General features: G+C 71.9%; 13 protein-coding genes. 2 read left to right on the top strand and 11 right to left on the bottom strand.

Translation table 11 applies throughout. The annotated features are described in order from the left end of the window. Positions 1 to 186 precede the first annotated feature (186 nt). From D7X96_RS29700 to D7X96_RS29665, 9 genes are all read right to left on the bottom strand, one after another. The gene (locus tag D7X96_RS29700; RefSeq protein WP_120551385.1) at positions 187 to 1,974 is read right to left on the bottom strand and encodes a serine/threonine protein kinase; all 1,788 of its coding nucleotides are present in this window, start codon (positions 1,972 to 1,974) and stop codon (positions 187 to 189) included. After that, positions 1,971 to 2,906, bottom strand: a complete 936-nt coding sequence (locus D7X96_RS29695) for a DUF2381 family protein (protein WP_158616278.1) — start codon at positions 2,904 to 2,906, stop codon at positions 1,971 to 1,973. The genes D7X96_RS29700 and D7X96_RS29695 overlap by 4 nt, the downstream gene beginning before the upstream one ends. Before the next feature lie 91 nt (positions 2,907 to 2,997). Further along, positions 2,998 to 3,636 carry a PAQR family membrane homeostasis protein TrhA gene (trhA, locus tag D7X96_RS29690; RefSeq protein ID WP_121771295.1) on the bottom strand — a complete coding sequence of 213 codons (639 nt, stop codon included), beginning with the start codon at positions 3,634 to 3,636 and terminating at the stop codon, positions 2,998 to 3,000. Positions 3,637 to 3,745: 109 nt separating this feature from the next. Next, positions 3,746 to 3,889, bottom strand: coding sequence for a hypothetical protein (locus D7X96_RS40110; RefSeq protein WP_158626649.1), 144 nt, complete (start codon positions 3,887 to 3,889; stop codon positions 3,746 to 3,748). Between the two features lie 24 nt (positions 3,890 to 3,913). Continuing rightward, on the bottom strand, positions 3,914 to 4,132 hold the full coding sequence (locus D7X96_RS29685) for a hypothetical protein (RefSeq protein WP_121771294.1): 219 nt from the start codon (positions 4,130 to 4,132) through the stop codon (positions 3,914 to 3,916). Positions 4,133 to 4,167: 35 nt separating this feature from the next. Next, on the bottom strand, positions 4,168 to 6,306 hold the full coding sequence (locus tag D7X96_RS29680) for a methyl-accepting chemotaxis protein (RefSeq protein WP_244219775.1): 2,139 nt from the start codon (positions 6,304 to 6,306) through the stop codon (positions 4,168 to 4,170). An 829-nt stretch (positions 6,307 to 7,135) separates the two neighbouring features. Beyond that, positions 7,136 to 7,816, bottom strand: coding sequence for a DUF6875 domain-containing protein (locus tag D7X96_RS29675; protein WP_121771293.1), 681 nt, complete (start codon positions 7,814 to 7,816; stop codon positions 7,136 to 7,138). 26 nt (positions 7,817 to 7,842) lie between these two features. After that, complete coding sequence (locus D7X96_RS29670; protein WP_121771292.1) at positions 7,843 to 13,305, bottom strand: non-ribosomal peptide synthetase/MFS transporter; 5,463 nt, start codon at positions 13,303 to 13,305, stop codon at positions 7,843 to 7,845. 40 nt (positions 13,306 to 13,345) lie between these two features. Further along, the gene (locus D7X96_RS29665) at positions 13,346 to 18,379 is read right to left on the bottom strand and encodes a non-ribosomal peptide synthetase (RefSeq protein WP_121771291.1); all 5,034 of its coding nucleotides are present in this window, start codon (positions 18,377 to 18,379) and stop codon (positions 13,346 to 13,348) included. Positions 18,380 to 18,702: 323 nt separating this feature from the next. Here D7X96_RS29665 and D7X96_RS29660 point away from each other — a divergent pair, with 323 nt between their 5' ends. Further along, positions 18,703 to 20,265 (top strand): carboxylesterase/lipase family protein, encoded by a 1,563-nt coding sequence (locus D7X96_RS29660; protein WP_121771290.1) that lies wholly within the window; start codon positions 18,703 to 18,705, stop codon positions 20,263 to 20,265. Positions 20,266 to 20,283: 18 nt separating this feature from the next. Here D7X96_RS29660 and D7X96_RS29655 read toward each other — a convergent pair whose 3' ends face one another. Both D7X96_RS29655 and D7X96_RS29650 read right to left on the bottom strand, forming a co-directional pair. Beyond that, the gene (locus D7X96_RS29655) at positions 20,284 to 20,676 is read right to left on the bottom strand and encodes a hypothetical protein (RefSeq protein ID WP_120553121.1); all 393 of its coding nucleotides are present in this window, start codon (positions 20,674 to 20,676) and stop codon (positions 20,284 to 20,286) included. A gap of 76 nt (positions 20,677 to 20,752) precedes the next feature. Further along, positions 20,753 to 21,556, bottom strand: a complete 804-nt coding sequence (locus D7X96_RS29650) for a hypothetical protein (protein WP_208647402.1) — start codon at positions 21,554 to 21,556, stop codon at positions 20,753 to 20,755. Here D7X96_RS29650 and D7X96_RS40105 point away from each other — a divergent pair. Further along, positions 21,537 to 21,710, top strand: a complete 174-nt coding sequence (locus D7X96_RS40105) for a hypothetical protein (RefSeq protein WP_167510895.1) — start codon at positions 21,537 to 21,539, stop codon at positions 21,708 to 21,710. The two genes, D7X96_RS29650 and D7X96_RS40105, sit on opposite strands and share 20 nt — an antisense overlap. Positions 21,711 to 21,725 lie beyond the last annotated feature (15 nt).

The raw sequence follows: 21,725 nt of genomic DNA, 5'->3' as shown, positions 1-21,725 counted from the left end.
GGGCAATCTCCTTGTGGTTGCGCGGGAGCGAACGGCGCAACCACGCTGGAAGGAAACTACCGGCAGGTAGGCCCGAAAGAGAAGGACGCCATGGGTTGAAGAACGGGTGTTCTTGCAACACCGTGGCTGAGGTCATTGGAGGTGGTTTTCAGGTGCGTTTCTGTAATGCGCCTTTACGTCTCGTCCTCAGTCCCACTGGAAGGTCGCACCGTCGTTTGCCTGCACGAGCGCGGCGCCGGGCTTGGAACCGGGCAGCTTGGGCAAGCCGTCGCCTTCGAGCGAGAGTGACAAGCAGACATCGAGCTCCTCTCCATTGGGCATACGGGCCCGGGTGTAGCGGCCCACCACTATCGGCCCTTCCGTCCACACCCGGCCGAAAAGCCGCGTTCCCTCGAGAAATCCGCCGAGCGTCTCGGTCGTGACCGATTCGAGCTTCCCGTCTCCCAGCAGGGTCATGCACCCCCACTCATTGCTCCAAACTCGACTCGCGGCTTTGCATTCGTCGGGCGAGCCGATGAGAGGCTGCTTCACGTCAACGATGATGGAGACCGCTGGACTGTACCTGGCGAGGCGAACCCTCCGCATGTCCTCCACTGCCGCGGTGGGGCATCGCTCCTGCGTGGGTTGTACCTGCTGGGCGGGACAGCCCAACAACGCGGCGGCCAACGCCCCCGCCTCCGCACACTTCCTGAGGAGTCCTCGGCCCAAGGCGGGCGCGGACTTCGGGGTCGGCTTCGCGGCGGGCAAGGTCGAGGACGAATTCGTGGGGGCAGACACAGAGGAACTTTCCTTCACGGCGGGGGGCACCTCGGACGGGGACGGTACTGCACTGACGGGTGGCGCGGACGGGGAGGGGGGCTGCGCACGCTGGCTGCCGGCGAATTCCGGCATGACCGGGCCGGGAGGCGCTTCACCGGAGGCTCCGCGCAGCATTGCGAGAGCGAAGGCGCCGAGCACGACAGCGGCCACTGTCCACGCCAGCATGCGCCGCCATGGCTTGCTCGGGTGGCGGCCCTGGGGGGCCGAGGCCAAGGCCCCCGCATCCGGCGGTGGGTGCACGGGGGACTGCCACTCCGGGCTCTGCTGCGCGCTCAGTGCTTCCAGCGCCTCCCGCATGGAGGCCAGGGAGGGACGCCGCTTCTCAAGGTCGCGCGCCATCCACTTTTCCACCCACTCGCTCAACGCCTCGGGCACGCGAGGGTTGGCGGTGCGTGCGGACGGAGGCGCCCACAAGGGGCTGTTCACGTCGATGCGGGGCGCCTTGCGCGCCTCTCTCCCGCCGCGTGCGGGCTCCGCGTCGGTCAGCGCGTCAAAGAGGCACACCGCCAGCGAGTAGAAGTCATCCTCGGGCGGGAAGGCGTAACGCGCGTCGGGGTTGTTCTGGTTCTCCTTGAAAAAGCGCGCCGCTTCCGGAGAGCGGTAGCGGTTGGTGCCCGGAGGCAGGGGCGCGTCGGTCAACTCCTGCGCTCCCGAGTATTCCCCCGCGCCCAGGTCGATGAGGACGGGCTCGCCGTCCACCTTGCGCACCATGACGTTGGAGAGCGAGAGGTCCCGGTGACGCACCCTCCGGCCGTGCATGTGCTCCAAGGCATGGGCCAGCTTCGCGAAGAGGCGCACCACCTGCTGGAAGGTGGGCCGCGCGTTCTGAAGCCAGTGCGCCAGCGTCCATCCGTCCACGTATTCCAACACCAGATACCCGCGTCCCTGCGGCGTGCGCGCCCAGCCCTGCACCTTGGCGATATGGGGGTGGTCCACATGGACGAGGCACACCAACTCGCGCAGCAGGCGTTCATCCGTCTTGCCTGGGTCCGCGCTGTGCTGCCGGTGCTTGGAGAGCTTGAGGGCCACGGGCTTGCCGTTCTTCACGCCCCGGTAGACGTCGCCATAGGCGCCCCCACCCTTCCACTCGCGGACGCGGTAGGCCCCCAGGCGGGAGCCGGGCTTGAGGTAGCTGAAGACTTCCGCCGTCGTCATGGTCCGCTCTTCTCCTCCGCTGGAGTCCCTTCCTCAAGCACCACGCCCGGAATGACCATGGGCCGGGCGCTGTCCGCCGCCTCCTGTATCACCAACCGGAGGGTTTCTCCGTCCAGCCCGGATTCCCCCGTCTTCCAATCGAACTCCACCGCCACCTGGCCCGTGCCGTCGGGCGGCATCACGTCCGGCATCATGGCCACCGTGCGGGCTTCCACGCGGCGGCCGGAGGAGGGATTCACCAGCCATGCCTTGCCTGGCTTCCAGGGGGCATTGGAGTGGTTCGACAGCTTCACGGCGAGCACCACCCACGCACCCGACTTGAATCGGTGAACGGACGCGACCTGCATCGCAGTGGTGGCAGTGAGCGGCGGTTGGCGGAGGTTCTTGACCCTGACGCCGGTGTTCGCATCCACCTGCCCCGAGAGAATCCAACCGGACGGGCCCGTGACCGTGCCGCGCTCGCGCTGCGCGGTGAGTGCTGCCTCACATGCGGAGCTGCGGGCCTCCAATTCGGCCAATCGGGCCTGCATCAACTCCGGCGCGCGGGTGTCGCGGAACACCAGGACTTGGGCGTCCACCTCATCCTCTGCCGTGGTGAGCTTGAAGACGGGTGCCATCAGGATGGATTCGTTGAGGAGCGGCACTCGCAACGTCACCGCGTCGCTCAACTCTTCCAGCGCCCGGACCGTGACGGAACGTTCTCCCACAGCGAGGATTTCAACAGACGCTTTCTCAACCAGGTTCATTGCCTGGGCGTTGATCGGCGTGTCGAAAGTGAGCGTTGTAGGAACGCGGGTGGAGATGCGCACGCCCTCAGCCTTCGCGGTCAGCGCGACATTGCGCATCCGTAGCCGGGGCAGGGCATCGTCCTCCGCTGCTGCCCCCGTCGCAAAAGACAAGAGCGCCAACAAGAGCCCGGAGAGTCGTGGCAAGGGACGAAACCTCATGCGTTGACCCTAACAGACGTCCCTCCTTCCCGAGCGCGATCACGCACCTGGCAAAGCTCTACGGACGCGGCAATCCCTAACGCCCCACGAAGTCCAGCAGCACAGCGTAGTGCGTGCCGGCCGCGGCGACGACCATGACGTGGAACACCTCGTGGTAGCCGAAGACGTGCGGGATGGGGTCCGGCCAGCGGCGCGCGTACACCACCGCGCCCACCGCGTAGAGCACCGCCCCGAAGAAGAGCCAGCCCACGCGGTCCTGGCCCATCACTCCGGGCAGGTTCCAGAACACCGGGGCCGCCACGCAGCCCAGCGCCACGTAGAGCCCCGAGCGCAGCCCTCGCGACGCGGAGATGCCCGCGAGGGTCAGCGTGGCGCCCGTCAACGCCGCGCCCCACATCACCCAGAGCAGCCGCTGACTCAGGCCTCCCATGGGGTCCAACGTCGCCAGCGGCGTGAAGCTCCCCGCGATGAGGATGAAGATGGCCGCGTGGTCGAACCGGCGGATCCGCTGGTACGTCGCCTGACTCCAGGTGGGCCAGTGATAGCCCCCGCTCACGCCGAACATCAGCACCAGGCTGCCGCCAAACACCAGGTTCGCCGCGTACTGCATGCCCTGCACCGGCAGCTGAGCCAGCCGCACACAGCCCACCAGCGCCGCCACGAACGCGATGACGTGGGACAGGCCGCGCAACCGGGGCTTCACACTCTCTTCCATGCCGGTGCTCGTACTTCCGGCACGTCACGGCTTCGTCAGCGTCCGCGCGCGTCCGTGCTCCGGACGTCATTGGGTCGACGCATGCCGGTGGTCGAGTGTCGCCCGGACGTCAGCGCGCGGTTCCGGACGGCAGCCGGCACGCGGCGCGGCCCAGGATGACGTCCCCGTCCACGGTGCTCGTCGGCGTGGGCGTCCAGCCGGCGCGCAGCCGCGCGTCCAGCAACTCATCCGCGGTAGGGCAGTGGTCCCACACGGAGACCGAGGAGACTCCGCCCAGTCACGTGGTGTCGAAGACGAGGTAGCGCGTCCCCTCCCAGGGCAGCACCACGTCGTGGGTGTACTCGTCCTGGACCACCACCGCCGCCACGTCGCGCGGCGGCGTGCTGGCGAAGCCCCAGCGCACCACGTCCTGCAGCAGGGTGAGCGGCGAGAGCTGCCGCTCCAGCGCGGCGCGCCGCTCGGGGGACAGCCCGGAATGGTCGGTCAGGGGCACCATGGCCCCTGGAGTGTAGCCGGGCCGGGGCCCGGGCTTCACGCGACCGCGGGCTTCTGCTGGTCGTCCAGGGTGCCGGAGCGCAGCGCCTTGCCCGCCGCGCTCGACATGACCTCCGCCAGCGTCTGCACGGACTGGGTGACGGTGCGCGTCTCCTCCACCGCCTGGAGCGTGCGCTGCATCTGGCCGGACAGCTCCTGGATGGCCTGGGCAATCTGATGCGTGCCCGAGTCCTGCTGGGCCACGGCCTGGGTGATCTGCCGGACGCTGCCGGACGTGTCTCCGATGATGGCCGCCAGCTTCTGCAGCTGCGCGCCGGAGTTGCGGACCGCGTCCAGGCTCACCTGCACGCGCCCCTCGCCCTGCTCGCTCATCTGCGCGGCCTCGCGCATGCTCATGCTCACGCCGTCGAGCACGTCGCGGATGCGCTCGGTGGCGCGGATGGACTGGTCCGCCAGCCGGCGCATCTCCTTGGCCACCACGCCAAAGCCCTTGCCGCTGTCGCCGTTGCGCACCGCCTCGATGGCCGCGTTGATGGCCAGCATGTTGGACTGGTCCGCCAGCGTCTTCACGTCGTCGACGATGCTGGACACCTCGCGGGTGCGCTCGTCCAGCGCGAGGATGCGCGAGGCCATCCCGGACACCTCCGCGCGGATGGCGGCCAGGTCCGTCAGCGTGCGCTCCAGCGCGGCGCCACCCTCGCGGCCCACCGCCTCCGCGCTCTCCGCGGACGCCGCCAGCACGCGCGCCTTGTCCGCCGTCAGGTGCGAGCCCTGGCGGATCTCCTCCACCGTCGCCTCCAGCTCGCGCAGCGCGGCGGCCTGGCGGCTGATGCCCACCGTCTGCTCCTCGCTGGAGGTGTGCAGCTGCTGCACGACGGCGGCGAGCTCGTCCGCGCCCCGGCCCATGCCTTCCGCCAGGAGGCGCACGTCCTTGCGGCGCGCGTCCAGCTGGTGCGTGTACTCCGCCAGCGCGCGCACCACCTCCGCGGAGCGGCGCGCCACGATGGCCACCAGCGACACGGCGACCGCGAAGAAGCCCCAGTGCATCTGGCTGTCGGCGGTCTCCATCATCCCCACGACCGGCAGCGTGGCGAGCACGGACACGAAGGTGAGCCCGCCCAGGCCCGCGACGAAGATGCGCGCGTCCTTGTCCCCCTTCCACGCCTGGACCACGGCGACGCCCACGCAGACCAGCAGGCCGGGCAGCGAGTAGAGGGCGAAGGCGGGCAGGAGCCGCCACGCGGTGCTCAGGTCCGCGACCGCGATCACCGACTGGAGGAGCGCCAGGCCGGAGACGAAGATGGCGCCCCAGCGGAACCAGCGCAGCCGCTCCGTGCCAATGGTGTCGGAGACGAACAACGCCAGGCTGGGGACGATGGCGTACGAGCCGACCAGCGTGAGCACGCTGCCGATCACCGGCTGGTTCCAGAGCGCCGTGAAGAAGCCGCTGGAGCCGAGCAGCAGCGCGCCCGAGCCCGCCGAGAACACCGTCAGCGCGGCGAGCATCCGCCACTGGCGGCGCAGGAGGGCGGCGCCCAGCGCCACCACGCCAATGCCGACCAGGAGCGTGCCCATGACGAAGGGCGCCAGGCCCGCGCGCGTCAGCTCCGCGAGCAGCTCATGGCGGGAGCCCACCTTCGCGTCGCGGGTGACGCCAATGGGGCCGTGGGCCTGGATGCGCAGGAGCACGGAGTGGCCCAGGGCCGAGGGCGGCACGGGCACCAGGTGCCAGGCCAGGTTCTCCATCGACTCGTTGCCACCGGGCGCCAGCGTCCCGGTGCCGTAGATGCGCTGGCCTCCGGCGTAGGCCTCGAAGACGTTGGTGACGTTGCCCAGGAAGAGGGCGGGCTCCAGCCACGGGCCCTGGGGCACGGGGATGCGCAGCCAGAGGAAGTCTTCCGTCGTGCGGCCCGGCGGCTCCTTGAGCGCGTCCACGGGCTGCCAGCCGGCCGCGTCCTCCGGCTCCGTCGCCCACGTGGGCACGCCGTCAGGCCCCAGCGGCGAGTCGCCCCAGCGGAAGCGCCATCCATCGAGTGCGTGCTTCGTCGTCGGCCGGACTGCCTCCGCGTGCGCGGCGGGCGCGAACGCGAGGAGCATCAGCAGCAGGGTTCCCACCGCCGCGAGCCGCGGGGCGAGGGGCTTCCGGGGGCCGCGGAAGTCAGAGAGCTGGGTCATGAAATCGAGTGCGAAGACACGGGAGCGACACATTCAGGACACATGCTCCAGCGCCAGGGGGGTCAAAGTAAAATGGGTCCCTGATGCCTCGCCCGCCGTGCCTCCGGCCTTCGCGTTTCACGCACGGTCCACGTCGTGCGTGAGCATGCCCGGACAGAATCGTAAAACATGGAATTGTTCTCAGGCTCGCCGTGAAGCCGGTTCTGTCTCCGGGCACTACCCTGGAGGTCCGTTGTTCCTCTGGGCGCGCCGGGCCGTGGATCCGCGAGTCGCGCGCGGCCTGAAGGGAGCCGGGCCAGCGAGGGCCCGGCATGGCGCCGCCCAGGACAATGCGCGGAGTGAAGAACCGGGCCTCCTTGGACCCCGGTCTCAGGCGTGCGTTCGGCACAGGGGCCGTCCGGGCCAGGCACGCAATGACAGTCAGGCCGGGACGGCCCTCCCGTGAGGGTGGGGCGTTTCGGGCCGGTGACCGTGCTCTCTCTCTTCGCGCGGCAGGGCGCGCCGGATGCTCAGTCCTCCCGTCCAGGGGAGAGCCGGCATGTCGAAGGTCCAGAGCGTCCTCACCGCGGCGCTGCCACTGCTTCTGCTGGGCGTGGCCGCGTACGTGCTGCACCGCGAGTTGTCACATTTCCGCGGCGAGGACGTGAGCGCGGGGCCTGCAACGGCGTCTGGACGCGGCCTGGGTGCTGACGCAGGTGCTGCTGGTGGCGGGCGCGGTGTTCTCCGTGGTGAAGGGCGTGGACTACGAGGAGGCCACGCTGCTGCTCGTCCTGGCCGCGGCGAAGCTGCCCTGAGGCCCCCGGGCCGGGGGGCGCGTCCGCTCCCGTCGTCACCTCTGTCTCGACGTCGGGATGCCCGGGTGCAGCCGGGCGATCAGCTCCTGCTGCTTCGCCGACAGCCTCCCGTTGAAGCGGGCCACATAGGACTCCACCAGTGGGCGCGCGCCGGTGAGGAAGGGCAGGTCGCTGGGCACCATGTGGCGGATGACGAGCATGGGCATGGGGCTCTTCAGCGGCCGGAAGTCCGGGTTCCACAGGCCGGGGTTCGCGGGCGGCGCGCCGTGGAACTGGCCCACCATCAACCCTTCCGCCACGAAGGCGGGCTTGAGCCGCTCCTGCGGGCCGTCGATGAGGCGCGCATAGTCCTCCGGCCGCAGGTCCGGGAAGAGGAGGAGGATGGACTTGTACTGCGCATCCCGCCCCTCGCGCGGCTCCAGCTGGAGGAACCAGTCACGGTAGCGGAGCACCGCCGCCTCGATGTCGCCGGGCGTGAACTCCATGCCGCGGCGGACGGTGGGGAAGAACAGCGACAGGTCCAGGGAGCGGGGCACGAAGGGACACACCAGGCCCGGCCGTCCCAGCTCCGGGTGCGGCGCGGAGAGGTACGAGCGGGCCCAGTGCACCGCCTGCCGGGCCACGTGCAGGTCCGCGCCGGGCGGGGCGTCCGCGTCGCCGGAGAGGTCGGACAGGTCGAACAGCCAGCAGGAGGGGTCGTCGGGGTGAACGCGCATGGCGGGGTCCTCGAAGGGGGCGGTGCCTAGGCGGCCTTCGACAGCTGGCGGTCGGCCTGTTGTTGCAGGGCGTCCTTGTCCAGGATGACGGGGTCGGGAATGGCGTCCGGCAGCGCGTCCTCCACGCGGCGCAGGGGCGCGTAGAGGAAGCCCAGGACCGTCAGCAGCAGCGACAGCACGCCGGTGAGCACCACCAGCAGCGCGATGCCGCGTCCCGGACCTTCCCCCAGCAGCGGCGCGAGCGCGGACGCCACGCGCTCCTCCGCGAGCAGCGGCGTGAAGACGCCATCCACCAGCCGGCCCGCGGCGAACGCGCCCAGCGGCATCAGCGAGCGCGCCAGCATCTGGTTCGCCGCCAGCACGCGGCCCTGCAGCTCCAGCCCGACCTTCACCTGCACCAATGACAGCCAGTGCGCGTTGATGAAGGCCGTGCACACGCCGATGCCCAGCATGCCCACCATGGGGAAGCCGAGCGCGGGCCTGAGGCCCATGCCCACCGCGGAGACACCGAACAGCGCGATGAAGCCAATCATGCCGTCCATGCGCCGCCGGGTCCCGCCCCAGAGGCTCATCACCAGGCTGCCCAGGAGCATGCCCGCGCCGTTCATGGCCATCACCGAGCCCAGCCGCGCCGCCGAGGAGAAGGACAGCACCAGCGGGGTCACCAGCACGTTGGCGACGCTGGCCAGGCAGTTGCCCAGCGCGAAGAACACCGCCAGCGCCAGCAGGCCCCGGCGCTTCTGGAGGTAGCGCCAGCCCTGCGTCACCTCCTGGAGGAAGGGCTCCTCCTGCTTGCGGAAGAGGGCCGAGGGGAAGCGCACCGCCAGCAGCGTCACCAGCGCGACGGCGTAGGTGGCCACGTCCAGCAGCAGGATGCGGTGCAGCCCCAGCGCCAGCATCAGCGCGCCGCCCAGCATCTGCGACAGCATCACGCCCGTGGCGCCGCCCAGCTGCGCGAAGCCGTTCGCGTGGCCCAGGTAGCGCTTGGGCGCGAGCTGGGCCACGGCCGCCGTGTACGCGGGCTGCCGGAAGGCGCTCGTCACCGCGCTCACCACGGCCAGCGCATACAGGTGCCACATCTGGAGCGCTCCGGACCACGACAGCGCGGCGGCGACGGCGGCCGTGGCCAGCGTCAGCGCGTCGCAGGCGATCATGATCCTCCGCCGGTCCCACCGGTCCGCGAGCGCCCCCGCGATGGGCAGCGCGAGGATGCCGGGCAAGAGGCCCAGCGTGGACATCAGCGCGAAGCCGGACACCGCGCCCGTGTGCTGGTAGGCCCAGACGCCCAGCGCGAACGTGGACAGGCCCGTGCCCACCATGGACACGAGCTGTCCCACCGTCACCGTGAGGAACGTGCCCAGGCCGGGCGCGGCCGTCCGCCCGGTGGCGGGGGCCTCGGGTCCAGACGCGGGCTCGACGGCGGCGCCCGTGGGGCCCTGCCTCCAGCGCGCGGCCTGCCGCTGGCCCAGCGTGGCCAGCTCCGCCGCCTGGTGCTTCTGGAAGAAGTGGCCCGCGTGGGGGATGACCTCCAGCGAGATGGACCGGCTGAAGCGGCCCCACTCCAGGAACTCCTCCTGGTGGAACTCCGTCGCGCGGTCGCGCTCGCCCACCACGCAGACCAGCGGGGTGCGCAGGGGCGGGCCCGTCTCGCCCCGGTAGGCGCGCGTGTAGAAGTCCTCCGCCTCGCGGCCGTCGTGGCGCATGTTGCGCGCCAGGAACTCCAGCTCCGCGGGGTCCTCGCCGCCCGAGGCGCCGCCCGTCACCAGCAGGCCGTCCACGATGGAGCGCGTGGACACGAGGCCGTCCGTGGGCAGCACCTTGCTGATGATGTCGAACAGCGCGCCCGGCAGCCGCGGCATCGGGAACGAGCCGCCCACCATGATGCCCAGCAGCGGGGCCCCGGCTTCCTCCAGGTGCCTCGCCACCGCCACGGCCATCGCCGCGCCCAGGCAGTGGCCGTACAGCAGGATGGGGCCCGTCACGCGCTGGAGGACCTCCTCCGCCACCTGGCGCGCGACGGCGTCGAAGGGCTGGAGCGCGTCATCCCGGCGGGCGTAGTCGTGCCCGGGCAGCTCCACGGCATGGAGCGCGTCCTTCGCGGCCATCCGCTCCGCGAGGTTGAGATAGGAGATGGCGCTGCCGCCGCCGAAGGGCACGCAGACCCAGGTGACGCCGTCTGGCTTCGCGTCTGCCTTCGTCAGCCGGTGGAGCAGCCCCTGCGTCCGCGCGGTGCCTCGCGACAGGTGCTCCGCCAGCCTGCGCACGGTGGGGAAGCGGAACAGGTCCATCACGCTCACGTCGCGGCCCATGCCGCGCACCGCGCGCACCGCCTTGAAGGACTCACCGCCCAGCTCGAAGAAGTTGTCGTCGATGCCCACCTCGCTCACGCCGAGCACGCCGGCCCAGACGCCAGCGATGTGGGCCTCCAGTTCGTCGCGCGGCGCCACGTGGGGCCCGGCGGACGGCGTGCGCTCCACGCCCGGCGCGGGCAGGGCGAAGCGGTCCAGCTTGCCGTTGGGGTTGAGGGGCAGCGTGGGGATGACCACGAAGGCGCCAGGCACCATGTAGTCCGGCAGCGCGGCCCGCAGGCCCGTGCGTACGGCCGTGAGGACCGCGTCCGGCGCGGACGCCCCGGCTCCGGCGAGCACCAGATACGCCACCAGCCGCTTGTCTCCGGGGGTGTCCTCGCGCAGCAGCACCACCGCGTCCCGGACGCCCGCGTGGGCCTGGATGAGCGCTTCGATTTCGCCTGTCTCGATGCGGTAGCCACGGATCTTCACCTGGTGGTCGATGCGGCCCAGGAACGTCACCGTGCCGTCAGGCCCCAGGCGCGCCAGATCTCCCGTGCGGTACAGGCGGCCTCCTGGCGTGTCGCCGAAGGGGTCCGGGAGGAAGCGCTCGGCGGTGAGGGCCGGGCGTCCCAGGTAGCCTCGCGTGACGCCCGCGCCGCCGACGTACAGCTCGCCCGGGACGCCGGCGGGGACGGGCTGTCCCCTCGCGTCCAGCACGTACACGCGCGTGTTGCCCAGCGGCCTGCCCAGCGGCAGCGACGGGCCCCGGGGCTCGGGCGGTGAGGGCGGCGGCACGTAGGTCAGCGTGGCCACGGACGTCTCCGTGGGGCCGTAGTGGTTCTGGATGATCAGCTCCGGCGCGGCCTGCCGGATGGCGGCGACCAGCTCCCACGGGCACGCCTCGCCCGCGAAGACGAGCCTCGCGCGCGGCAGCAGGTCCGGGAGCGCGCGCAGCGAGCGCAGCGTCTCGAAGTGGCTGGGGACCAGCTTCAGCACGTCGATGGGGTGGTGCTTCAGGTAGTCCGCGAAGGCCGAGGGATCCGCCGCGCGGTCATGCGACAGGACGTGCAGGCAGCCGCCCGTCGTGAGCGCGCCCCAGACCATGGTCGTGCCCAGGTCCGCCGCGAAGGTGGAGACGATGGCGAAGTGGCTGGCGGGCGGCGCGTCCAGCCGGCGCAGGATGCCCTCCAGGTAGTTGCCATAGGTGCGGTGCTCCACGGCCACGCCCTTGGGCTTGCCCGTGGAGCCGGAGGTGAAGAGCACGTACATCAGGTGCTCCAGCCCGTGGAGCCGCGACGGCCGCGTGGAGGGTTGGCGCGCGAGGACGTCCGCGTCCCGGTCCAGACAGACGGCAGCCAGCGAAGGCGAACCCTGGAGCGGATCCGCGAGGTGCGCCTCGGTGACGGCGATGCGGGCGCCCGCGTCCTCCAGCATGAAGCGCACGCGGTCCGCCGGGTACGACGGGTCGACGGGCACGTAGGCCGCGCCCGCCTTCAGGATGCCGAGCACGCCCACCAGCGTGTCCAGCGAGCGCTCCAGGTAGAGGCCCACGCGGGACTCGGGCCCCGCGCCCAGGCCGCGCAGGTGGTGCGCCAGCCGCGACGCGCGCGCGTCCAGCTCGCGGTAGGTGTAGTGGCGGCCCTCGAAGGCCACGGCCGGGGCATCCGGCGTGCGGTCCACGTGGGACTCGAAGCGCTGCACCACGTCCCGCGCGGGCGGGTACTCCGTTCGCGTCGCGTTCCAGTCGCGCACGACGCGGGCGAACTCGTCAGGAGGCAGCAGGGGCAGGGTGGACAGGGGCGCTTCCGGCCGCGCCGCCATGCCGTTCAGCAACTCGCGCAGGTGGCCCACCATGCGCACGACGGTGTCCCGCTCGAAGAGGCCGGTGTTGTACGTCACGGAGCCGGTGAGGCTTGAGTCCACGTCGTCCACGGACCAGCTCAGGTCGAACTTGGACGTGCGCGTGTCCAGCGGCAGCTCCTCCACGCCCAGGTCCGCGAGCGCGGGCGTGCTCCGGGGGATGTTGTTGACGGAGAGCAGCACCTGGAACAGCGGGCCGTGCGCCAGGTTCCGCTCGGACGTCGTCGCCTCCACCAGCTTCTCGAACGGGAGCGCCTGGTGGTCCGCGACGGCGAGGAACTCCTCGCGCACCTGCTGGAGCAGCTCGCGCGCGCTCGCCCTGCCCACGGGCCGCGTCCGCAGGGCCAGCGTGTTGACGAAGCAGCCCATCAGGCCCTCCAGCTCGGAGGCGTCGCGTCCGGCCACGGTCGTGCCCAGGACGAGGTCCTCCTGGCCCGTGTAGCGGTGATACAGGGCGCTCAAGCCGGAGAGCAGGACGACGAACGGGGTGACGCGCTCGCGCTGCGCCAGGGCCCGCACCGCCTGGGACAGCGCGGGCGTGAGGTCGAAGGGCTCGATGGCGCCGTTCGAGGTGCGCACCGGGGGACGCGGCCGGTCCGTGGGCAGCTCCAGCAGCGCGGGGGCACCCTGGAGCCGGGCCTGGTAGGCCGCCAGGTGGGACGCGAGGGCGTCGCCGGACATGCTCGCGTTCTGCCAGTGCGCGAAGTCCGCGTACTGGAGGGCCGGCTCCGGCAGCGGCGAGGGCTGTCCCGCGACGAACGCCGCGTAGAGCGCGCCCAGCTCCTTGAGCAGCACGCCCATGGACCAGCCGTCCGCGGCGATGTGGTGCAGCGTGAGCAGCAGCACGTGCTCCGCGTCGCCCACGCGCCACAGGTCCGCGCGCAGCGGCAGCTCGTGCTCCAGCGCGAAGGGACGGCGCGCCCGGGCTTCGACATCCGCCTGGACCTGGTCGCGGCCGGAGCGCTCCGGTGTCACGGGGTGCCGGGTGAGCGCCACCTGGGACGCGGGATGCGTCACCAGCGCGGGGGCGTCGTCGCGGGTCGCGTAGGTCGTGCGGAGGACTTCGTGGCGGCGAGCGACCTCCTGGAGCGCGGCCTCCAGCGCATCCGCGTGGAGGGCTCCGGTGAGGCGCAGCGCGAGCGGGATGTTGTACGCGGCGCTGCCCGCCTCCCACTGCCCCAGGAACCACAGCCGCCGTTGCACGGAGGAGATGGGCGGATCCTCGTCCGGGGGACGGCGTGGAATGACAGGCGCGCTGGCTTCCTTCGCCCGCGCCTTCTTCAGGCGCTTCTCCAGCAAGGCCCTGCGGGCATCCAACGTCGGGTTGGGATCGCTCATCGTGATGGCTTCTCGGGGGTGGCGAGGAGGAAGCGGTGCTTCAGGACGCGCGGGAGGCCAGCGCCTGGGCGACCTCTTCGTCGCTGAGCGCGTCGATGTCGGCCATCAAGGCCTCTTCGATGCGCGCGGCGAGCGCGGCGAGGACGGGGGACTCGAAGAGCACCCTCACGGAGAGGGACACCTCGAAGCGCTCGCGCACGCGGGCCATGACCTGCGCGGCGAGGATGGACTGGCCGCCCAGCGCGAAGAAGTCGTCCTCCACGCCCACGGTGGGCAGGCGCAGCACCTCGCACCAGAGCTCCACGAGGAGTTCCTCGGTGAGGGTGCGGGGTGCGACGGGCGGCGAGGTCCGCGCGCTGGCGTCGTGCGCGGGCACGGGCAGCGCCCGGCGATCCACCTTGCCGTTCGGCGTGCGGGGGAACGCGTCCAGGGCGATGAAGGCGGAGGGCACCATGTGCTCGGGCAGGCGCTCGCGCAGGAAGCGCGGGAGCCCGTCCAGGGTCACGGGCGTGCCGGGGGTGCCCAGGACGTAGGCGATGAGCTGCTTGCCGCCCGGGCCCCGCTCGTGCACGGCCACCAGGGCCTCGTGCACGCCGGGGTGCTGGCGCAGGGTGGCTTCAATCTCACCCAGCTCGATGCGGAAGCCGCGGATCTTCACCTGGTCATCCACGCGGACCACGAACATCAGCGAGCCGTCCGGCAGGAAGCGCGCGAGGTCGCCCGTGCGGTACAGCCGTTCGCCGGGCACGCGCGCGAAGGGGTTGGGGATGAAGCGGTCCGCGGTGAGGTCCGCCCGGCCCAGGTAGCCGCGCGCGAGCCCCGCGCCCCCGATGTAGAGCTCTCCCGTGACACCGGGAGGCACGGGCTCCAGCCGCGCGTCGAGCACGTACACCCGGGCATGCGGAATGGGACGGCCGATGGGCGGAGCGCCGCCGCCGGGCTGGCAGCGGGCCATCGTGGTGCAGATGGTCGTCTCCGTGGGGCCATACGCGTTGATGAAGCGGCGGCCCGGCGCCCAGCGGTCGACGAGCCCGGCGGAGCACGCCTCTCCGCCCGCGATGACGGACTTCAGCGCGGGCAGCTCCGTGGCGGGCAGCGTGGCCAGCACCGACGCGGGCAGGACGATGACGGTGACGGCCTCGTCGCGCAGCAGCGTGGCCAGCTCCGCGCCGCCCACCACGTCCGCGGGACGCAGCAGCAGGGCCGCGCCCATCGCGAGCGTCATGAACACGTCCGACACGGACACGTCGAAACCGAACGACACGAACTGCAGCACGGTGCTGTCCGGGAAGATGCCGAAGCCGTCAATCTTCGCGAGCACCAGGTTGTAGAAGGCCCGGTGCTCCACCTCCACGCCCTTGGGCCGCCCCGTGGAGCCCGAGGTGTAGATGACGTAGGCGAGGTGCTCCGGTCCCACGCCGCTGTCGTGGGGCGTCGCCGGCTGCCGCGCCAGCACCCGCGCGTCGCGCACCACGTCCACCACCGCGGGCGCAAGGCTGACCCTGGAGGCGAGGGCATCGGCCCGAGCGCCCAGCCCGGAGCCGGAGACGACGACTCGCATGCGCGAGTCGGCCATCATGAACGCGAGCCGGTCGTCGGGATGGGCGGGATCCAACGGGACGTAGACGCCGCCTGCCTTCGCGATGCCGAGCACCGCGCAGACCAGCTCCGGGCTGCGCTCCATCAGCAGCCCGACGCGCACCTCCGGCCCCACGCCCAGGCTCCGCAGGTGGGCGGCCACCTGGTTCGCGCGGGCCTCCAGCTCTCCATAGGTCCAGGACACGCCACCGGACCGCACGGCGACCCTGCCGGGCTCACGGCGTGCCTGGGCCTCGAAGAGGGTGTGGCTGCAACCCGTGGGCGGCGCCTGGCCGGTGTCGTTCCAGGACTCCAACATCCGCCGCCGCTCCGGCGGGGAGAGCAGCGGCAGCGTGTCGAAGGGGGCATCCGGCCTGGCGATGGCCGCGCCCAGCAGCGCCGTGAAGTGCTCCAGCATCCGGGCGGCGGTCCCTGGCGCGAACAGGCCGGTGTTGTACTCGAGCGAGAAGGTGGGCCCCGCCGGAGGGAAGTCGACCACGAGCGTGAGGTCGAAGCGGGCCTTGTCGGTGTGCACCTCGCCGCCGGACGCGACGGTCAGGCCGGGCTGGAGCGTGGCCGGCGCGACGCGGTCCTGCACCACCAGCATCACCTGGAACAGCGGCGCATGGGACAGCTCGCGCCTCGCGCCAAAGGCCCCCAGGACGTCGTTGAAGGGCAGCGCGCCGTGGGCGTAGCCGTCGAGCGCCACCTTGCGCACGCGCGCGAGCAGCTCGCGGAACGACGGAGTGCCCTGGAGGTCCACCCTCAGCGCGAGCGTGTTGACGAAGAAGCCCATCAGTCCCCGGGCCTCGGAGGGCGTCCGGGACTCGAAGGGCGTGCCCACCACCACGTCCCGCTGGCCCGAGTAGCGCGACAGCCACGCGCAGAACGCCGCGAGCAGGGCCATGAATGGCGTGGCCTGCGCGCGCCGTCCCAGCGCCTCCAGGTCCGCGAGCAGGCCCCGGGGCACGTCCCGGGTCAGCGTGGCGCCACGGAACGTCTGGGCGGGCGGACGTGGGTGGTCCGTGGGGAGCGTCAGCACCGGCAACTCGCCGCCCAGGTGCTCCGTCCAGTACGCCAGCAACCGCTCACGCGTGGCGCCCTGGAGCTGCCCGCGCTCCCAGGCGGCGACGTCGCGCGCCTGGACGGGAAGGGCCGGGAGCGGCGACGCGAGCCCCCGCGCGAAGGCGGGGTAGAGCGCCTCCAGCTCACGGAGCAGCAGGTCCACGGAGGCGCCGTCGAAGACCGCATGGTGCGCGGTCAGCAGCAGCCAGGCGCGGCGGGCGTCCCACCGCAGCAGCAGGCCCCGCAGGAGTGGCGGCTGGCGCAGGTCGAAGGGCGCGAGCGCCTGGGCCTGCTCCCGCGTGTGCGCGGCGGCCTCGGCCTCCGCGACCCCCTCCAGGTCCACCACCGTCAACGGGAAGGGCCCGGGGGCGACGACGTGGAGCCGGGGCTGGCCGTCGCGGGAGACGAAGCCCGTCCGCAGCACCTCGTGCCGGCGCAGCACTTCGGTGAGGGCCTGCTCCAGCACGGCGACGTCGAGCGGCCCGTCGACGTGCAGCCGCACGGACGTGTTGTAGAGCGCGGCGTCGTCGACGAGCTGGTCGATGATCCACAGCCGCTCCTGCGCGAACGACAGCGGGCCGTCGGCGTCCCGGGCTCGGAGGACGGGGGGCACCGGCGACGCGGGCCCGGCGTCCAGCCAGCGGGCCAGTCCCGCGAGCGTGCCTGCCTCCAGCACGGCGCGCGGCGGCACGTCCCGGCCCAGCCGGTGGTGAAGCTCCGCTGCCAGCCGGGCGGCGAGCAGCGAGTGTCCGCCCAGGTCCAGGAAGTGCTCGTCCCGGCCAATGGCCTCCAGCCGCAGCACCCGCCGCCACACGGGGAGCAGCCGCGCTTCGGTGGGCGTGAGGCCGGCGTCGGGGGAAGCAGGCCGTGGCGCGGCTTCCGGGGCGGGGAGGGCGGCGCGGTCCACCTTGCCGGAGGCCGTGAGCGGCAGGGACTCCAGGAACACGAACGCGGAGGGAATCCACGGCTCGGGCAGCGTCGCGCGCAGGCCCTGGCGCAGCGCCGCGGGCGTGACGGCTCCACGGGCGACGACGTAGGCGACCAGCCGGCGCTCCGAGTCCGGATCCTCGCGCACCACGCTCACGGCCGCGCGCACCTCCGGCAGCCGGGCCAGGGCGGCGTCGACCTCCTCCGGCTCGATGCGGAACCCGCGCAGCTTCACCTGGTGATCCGCGCGCGCCAGGAACTCCAGCGCGCCGTCGTCACGCAGCCGGGCCAGGTCGCCCGTGCGGTACATCCGCGCGCCCGGCTCGCCGCTGAAGGGATCCGGCAGGAACTGGCGCGCCGTGTGGGCCGGGTCGCCCCAGTAGCCGCGCGCCAGCGTCGCCCCGCCGATGAAGAGCGCCCCCGGCGCTCCGGGCGCCACCGGCCGCAGCGCCGCGTCGAGCAGGTGGACGCGGACGCCCTCCAGGGGCCTGCCGATGGACGGCGGGGTGGAGCCCTCCGGGAGGACCCGCTCGCGCGTCACGAAGACGGTGGTCTCCGTGGGGCCGTAGCAGTTGAAGAACGCGAAGGGCGCGGAGGCATGCGGGCGGACGCGCAAGGCCTCGCCTCCGGTGAGCAGCGCGCGCAGGGCCGGAGCGGCGGGCCAGGGCAGCGAGGCGAGCTGTTCTCCCAGCGCGGTGGTGAGGAAGCAGACGTGGATGGCCCGCTGCACCAGCCACTGCTGGAGGCGCTCCGGCACCAGCCGCACGGCGTCGTCCGCGACGTGGAGGCTGGCGCCCGCCGACAGCGCGGGCCACACCTCCAGCACGGAGGCATCGAACGCGGGAGACGCGAGGAGCGACACGCGGTCCTCGGACGTCAGCGCGAACTCGCGCAGGAACGCCTCCGCGAAGTGCCGCACCGCCCCGTGGGTGACGGCCACGCCCTTGGGGCGTCCCGTCGTCCCGGACGTGTAGATGATGTACGCAAGCCGCTCCGGCGTGAGGACCCCTCGCGCCGCCGCGCGGGCCTGGCCGCCCACGGGCAGCGCCACCGAACGGTCGACGGTGACAGTGCGCCGGTCCCCCTGACCCGGCAGGGATGCCTGCCGCGAGTCGAGCACGAGCACCCGGATGCCCGCGTCCTCCAGCACGTTCGAGAGCCGCTCCGCCGGCCACGCGCCCTCCAGCGGGACGTAGACGGCGCCTGCCTTGAGCGTGCCCATGAGCGCGATCAGCAGCTCGGAGCCGCGCCGGGCGCACACGCCCACCCGGTGCTCCGGCTCCACGCCCAGCGCCTGGAGTTGGACGGCCAGGGCCTCCGCGCGTGCCTCCAGCTCGCCATACGTCAGCCGCTCGTCGTCCCCGGCCAATGCCAGGCTTTCAGGCGCCGCGAGGGCCCGGGCCGCCACGCGGTCCGTGAGCCACGGCGCTTCCCCGCGTATCGCGGACGCAACGGGGCCCGCGTCCGGCGGGACCGGGAAGAGGACTTTGTCTGTTTTTGACACGGGCTGTCTCTTGTCAGGAACTGCCGGAAGGCCTTGGCGAATCAGGGATTGGCGTCTGGCTGGGGTGTCGGCGCTCGGACAACATGCAAGATGTTACAAGATCGCCTTCGGGTCCCAACAGGATGTGCTGAGTCTGACATTCTCCTGGGTTGGATTACGGGAAGCCGTTAGGGCATTGCCCTGATGCTCCCGGGTCGGAGACCTCGTCCGTTGTCGCACGGGTGGTTGTCTTCAAGCGCCAATGCATTGACTGGCATCCGCCGACCCTCTACTCCGCTGCCCGCTCGTCCCTGAAGGGCCGGGCTTCGTGGGGGGTTCCAAAAATGGTCCAGCAGTCCGCTCCCGTCGTCAGCACCGTCGAAGGACAGCTCCAAGGCGTCATCGAGGAAGGGATGTATGCCTTCAAGGGCATCCCCTACGCCCAGCCTCCCGTGGGCGCGCTGCGCTGGCGTCCGCCCGCCCCCGTCGTGCCCTGGAAGCACCTCCGGCAGGCGGCCACCTTCGGCAAGTCCTCGCTCCAGTCGCGCGAGGACTGCATCTCCGGCGGCGGCGGGGATCCGTTCCCCATGGGCGAGGACTGCCTCTATCTCAACGTCTGGACGCCCCGGATGGAGCCCCAGGCGAAGCTGCCCGTCATCGTGTGGATCCACGGCGGCGCGTATGTGATTGGCGCCAGCGGCCTGCCCCCGTACGACGGCGTCCCCATGGCGTCCCGGGACGCCATCCTCGTCACGCTCAACTACCGCCTGGGCCACCTGGGCTTCCTGGCCCATCCGGCGCTCCTGCGCGAGCCCGGCGGCGGCGCGGCCAACTTCGGCCTGTTGGATCAGGTCGCCGCGCTCCAGTGGGTGAACCGCAACATCGCGAAGTTCGGCGGGGACCCGCACAACGTCACCCTGATGGGCCAGTCCGCGGGCGCCAAGAGCGTGCTGTCACTCTTCTGCATGGAGGCCGCGAAGCCCCTGTTCCACCGGGGCGTGGCCATGAGCGTGTACGGCCTGGACGAGATGCCGCTGGAGAAGGCCCGGCTCAAGGCCGAGGCGCTGATCCGCGGCATGGGCGTGCCGGACGCGGACGCGACGCCGGAGCGCCTGCGCCAGCTGCCCGCGGAGTCCTTCTGGCCGCAGCCGCCGGAGCACTCGCTGGCGCCGGTGGCGGTGTGCGGCGATACCGTGATGCCCCAGTCCATCCTGTCCACGTTCAAGGCGCAGCAGCAGGCGCGCGTGCCGCTCATCCTGGGCAGCACCAGTGACGACGTGAGCGTGATGGAGGCCATGGGCCGCGACCCCATGGAGATCCTCCAGGCGCTCCGGGAGAACAACGTCCCCCTCGGCCTGCTGTACCCGGGCGTGGCGCCGGAGGAGGAGCTGGCGCGGCAGGCGTGCCGGGACATCCTCTTCACGCTCATCCCCCGGCAGGTGGCGGACCTGCACCTCAAGGTCTCCAGCGTGTGGCGCTACTACTTCGAATACACCGCCACGGAGCTGCGCCCGGAGTTCCCCGACGGCGTGCCGCACGGCTCGGACGTGCCGTACTTCCTGGACACGGTGGCCCGCTGCCCGCCCACGAAGGACGTGCTGTCGGACGAGGACCGCGCGTACTCGCGCCAGGTGAGCGGCTGGATGCTCCAGTTCGCCCGCACGGGAGCGCCCGCGGCCTCGCCGGAGTGGCCCCAGCACCGGCAGGGCGAGGACCGCACCCTGCGCATGCAGCCGGCGCCGAAGGTGGAGCACAACTTCATGCAGCTGCGCCTCAACGCCTTCCTGCTCGTGGCCTCCCTCATCAACGGCGCGGACCGCGGCACGGGTGGCAGGACCGGCCCGCAGCGCAGCTCCCACCACGGCGCCACGCCCCAGAAGCGCTCCCGGCCCGAAGGCACGCCGTAGCGCGTCTTCCGTCCAGGCCTAGCTGCTGAAGAGCACCAGCACGAAGGTGCCCGGCTGGGGCAGCTGGAACACGGTGCCCTGGCGCAGCGAGCCCTTGAAGAAGGGCGCCGCGTCGTAGGCGGTGGCGCCCTTCAGCGCCTCCCGGGTGGCTTCCGGCAGCCACCCGCCGTCATCCACCTTCACCGTCAGCCGCGTGGGCTTCAGCGCGGCCTGCAGCGCCTGGGCCTCCGCGGCCGGGTACTCCAGCACCGCGATGAGCTGCGTGTCCGTGGGGCCCAGGCCTCCCTGGATGCCCCGAGGCGACTGGCGCCACTGCACCGCCTGGGGCCGGCGCGGCAGCGTCACCGCCTTCTCCAGCGTCTCCAGGTCCGTTCCCGTCTTCGCCGCCGGAGCGGCCGTCTGTGTCGTCATGGATGCACTCCCCCCTGAGGGCTTGTCGCACGCGAGCGAAACACACCCCGCGAGCAGGGTGGTGGCCAACGTGCGCCTAACGGCCACCGATGGGACGCGACGTCGCATTCTCCGGGCTCCCCTGGTCCCACGTCACGTGCCGCTGGAGCGTGCCGTAGTTGGTGTACTGGTGCCCCAGGCCCGTCTGCTCGAACCGGCCGTTGGCCGCGTCCGGCGTGCCGGTGTTGATGTCCGCCTGGCCGGGGTTGAAGTTGTAGCGGTCCTCCGCGTGGAGCGTCATGTCCATCTCGAAGCGGGGCTTACCGCCCGGCGTCTCCGGCGGATACACCGTCACCGTCGCGCTGTTCCAGATGGAGTGGCCGCCAATGGCCTTCTGCCAGTTCTCCGTCTCCGGGTAGGGGAACTGCTCGCTGGAGCCCACGCCAATCTGGGAGCCGGTGATCTGGAACGTCACCGGCTTGCCAGCGAGCGACGGGTCCTGGGCGATCATCTGGTTGTAGGTCGCCTCCGCCGCCTGCTGCGTGTCACGCGTGGAGTTGGTGAGCACCGCCTGGCCGGCGGGGTCCGTGCGCACGAAGCGCTCGTAGTCGAAGTGCCGGTCCGCCCCGTTGCCGTGCAGGAAGTGGTCGTACGTGTCCAGGCCGTCCGGGATGTCGTTGTGCGGCACGCCCGGCACGCCCTGGAGGGCGCGAGCACCCCGCAGCTTCACCTCCCACTCGGCCAGCGCCGCGTAGTCACCCAGGCCCGGGCTCTCCGTGGGGAGGGGGGTGGAGTCGTTGGGGTCGTTGGGGTTCTGCAGGAAGCCGTTGTCGTGGTGGATGTCCGGACGCCGCGGAGGACCCACCTGGTAGTCCGCCACCGTGTTGCCGTTCGTCTGCACCGCCGTGCCGGACGTCCCCACCGGGGTGGGCGTGGCGGTGGGCGCGGGCGAGTGGACGCGCGGCCTGGCCATGTGGCTGCGCTGGCGCAGCCGCGCGTGGGAGCGTCAGTCGCTGGTGTCTCCGGCGGAGGCGCCGGTGGTGATGGCGCACTGACGGGCCGCGAGGGCC

The organism is Corallococcus interemptor (assembly GCF_003668875.1).
Taxonomy (GTDB): domain Bacteria; phylum Myxococcota; class Myxococcia; order Myxococcales; family Myxococcaceae; genus Corallococcus; species Corallococcus interemptor.
This window is presented reverse-complemented; position numbering and strand designations above follow the sequence as displayed.

Coding starts and splice junctions, on each gene's coding strand:
- D7X96_RS29700 (WP_120551385.1), bottom strand. CDS start 1,974: ATGACGACGGCGGAAGTCTTCAGCTACCTCAAGCCCGGCTCCCGCCTG.
- trhA (WP_121771295.1), bottom strand. CDS start 3,636: ATGGAAGAGAGTGTGAAGCCCCGGTTGCGCGGCCTGTCCCACGTCATC.
- D7X96_RS29685 (WP_121771294.1), bottom strand. CDS start 4,132: ATGGTGCCCCTGACCGACCATTCCGGGCTGTCCCCCGAGCGGCGCGCC.
- D7X96_RS29680 (WP_244219775.1), bottom strand. CDS start 6,306: ATGACCCAGCTCTCTGACTTCCGCGGCCCCCGGAAGCCCCTCGCCCCG.
- D7X96_RS29675 (WP_121771293.1), bottom strand. CDS start 7,816: ATGCGCGTTCACCCCGACGACCCCTCCTGCTGGCTGTTCGACCTGTCC.
- D7X96_RS29670 (WP_121771292.1), bottom strand. CDS start 13,305: ATGAGCGATCCCAACCCGACGTTGGATGCCCGCAGGGCCTTGCTGGAG.
- D7X96_RS29660 (WP_121771290.1), top strand. CDS start 18,703: ATGGTCCAGCAGTCCGCTCCCGTCGTCAGCACCGTCGAAGGACAGCTC.
- D7X96_RS29655 (WP_120553121.1), bottom strand. CDS start 20,676: ATGACGACACAGACGGCCGCTCCGGCGGCGAAGACGGGAACGGACCTG.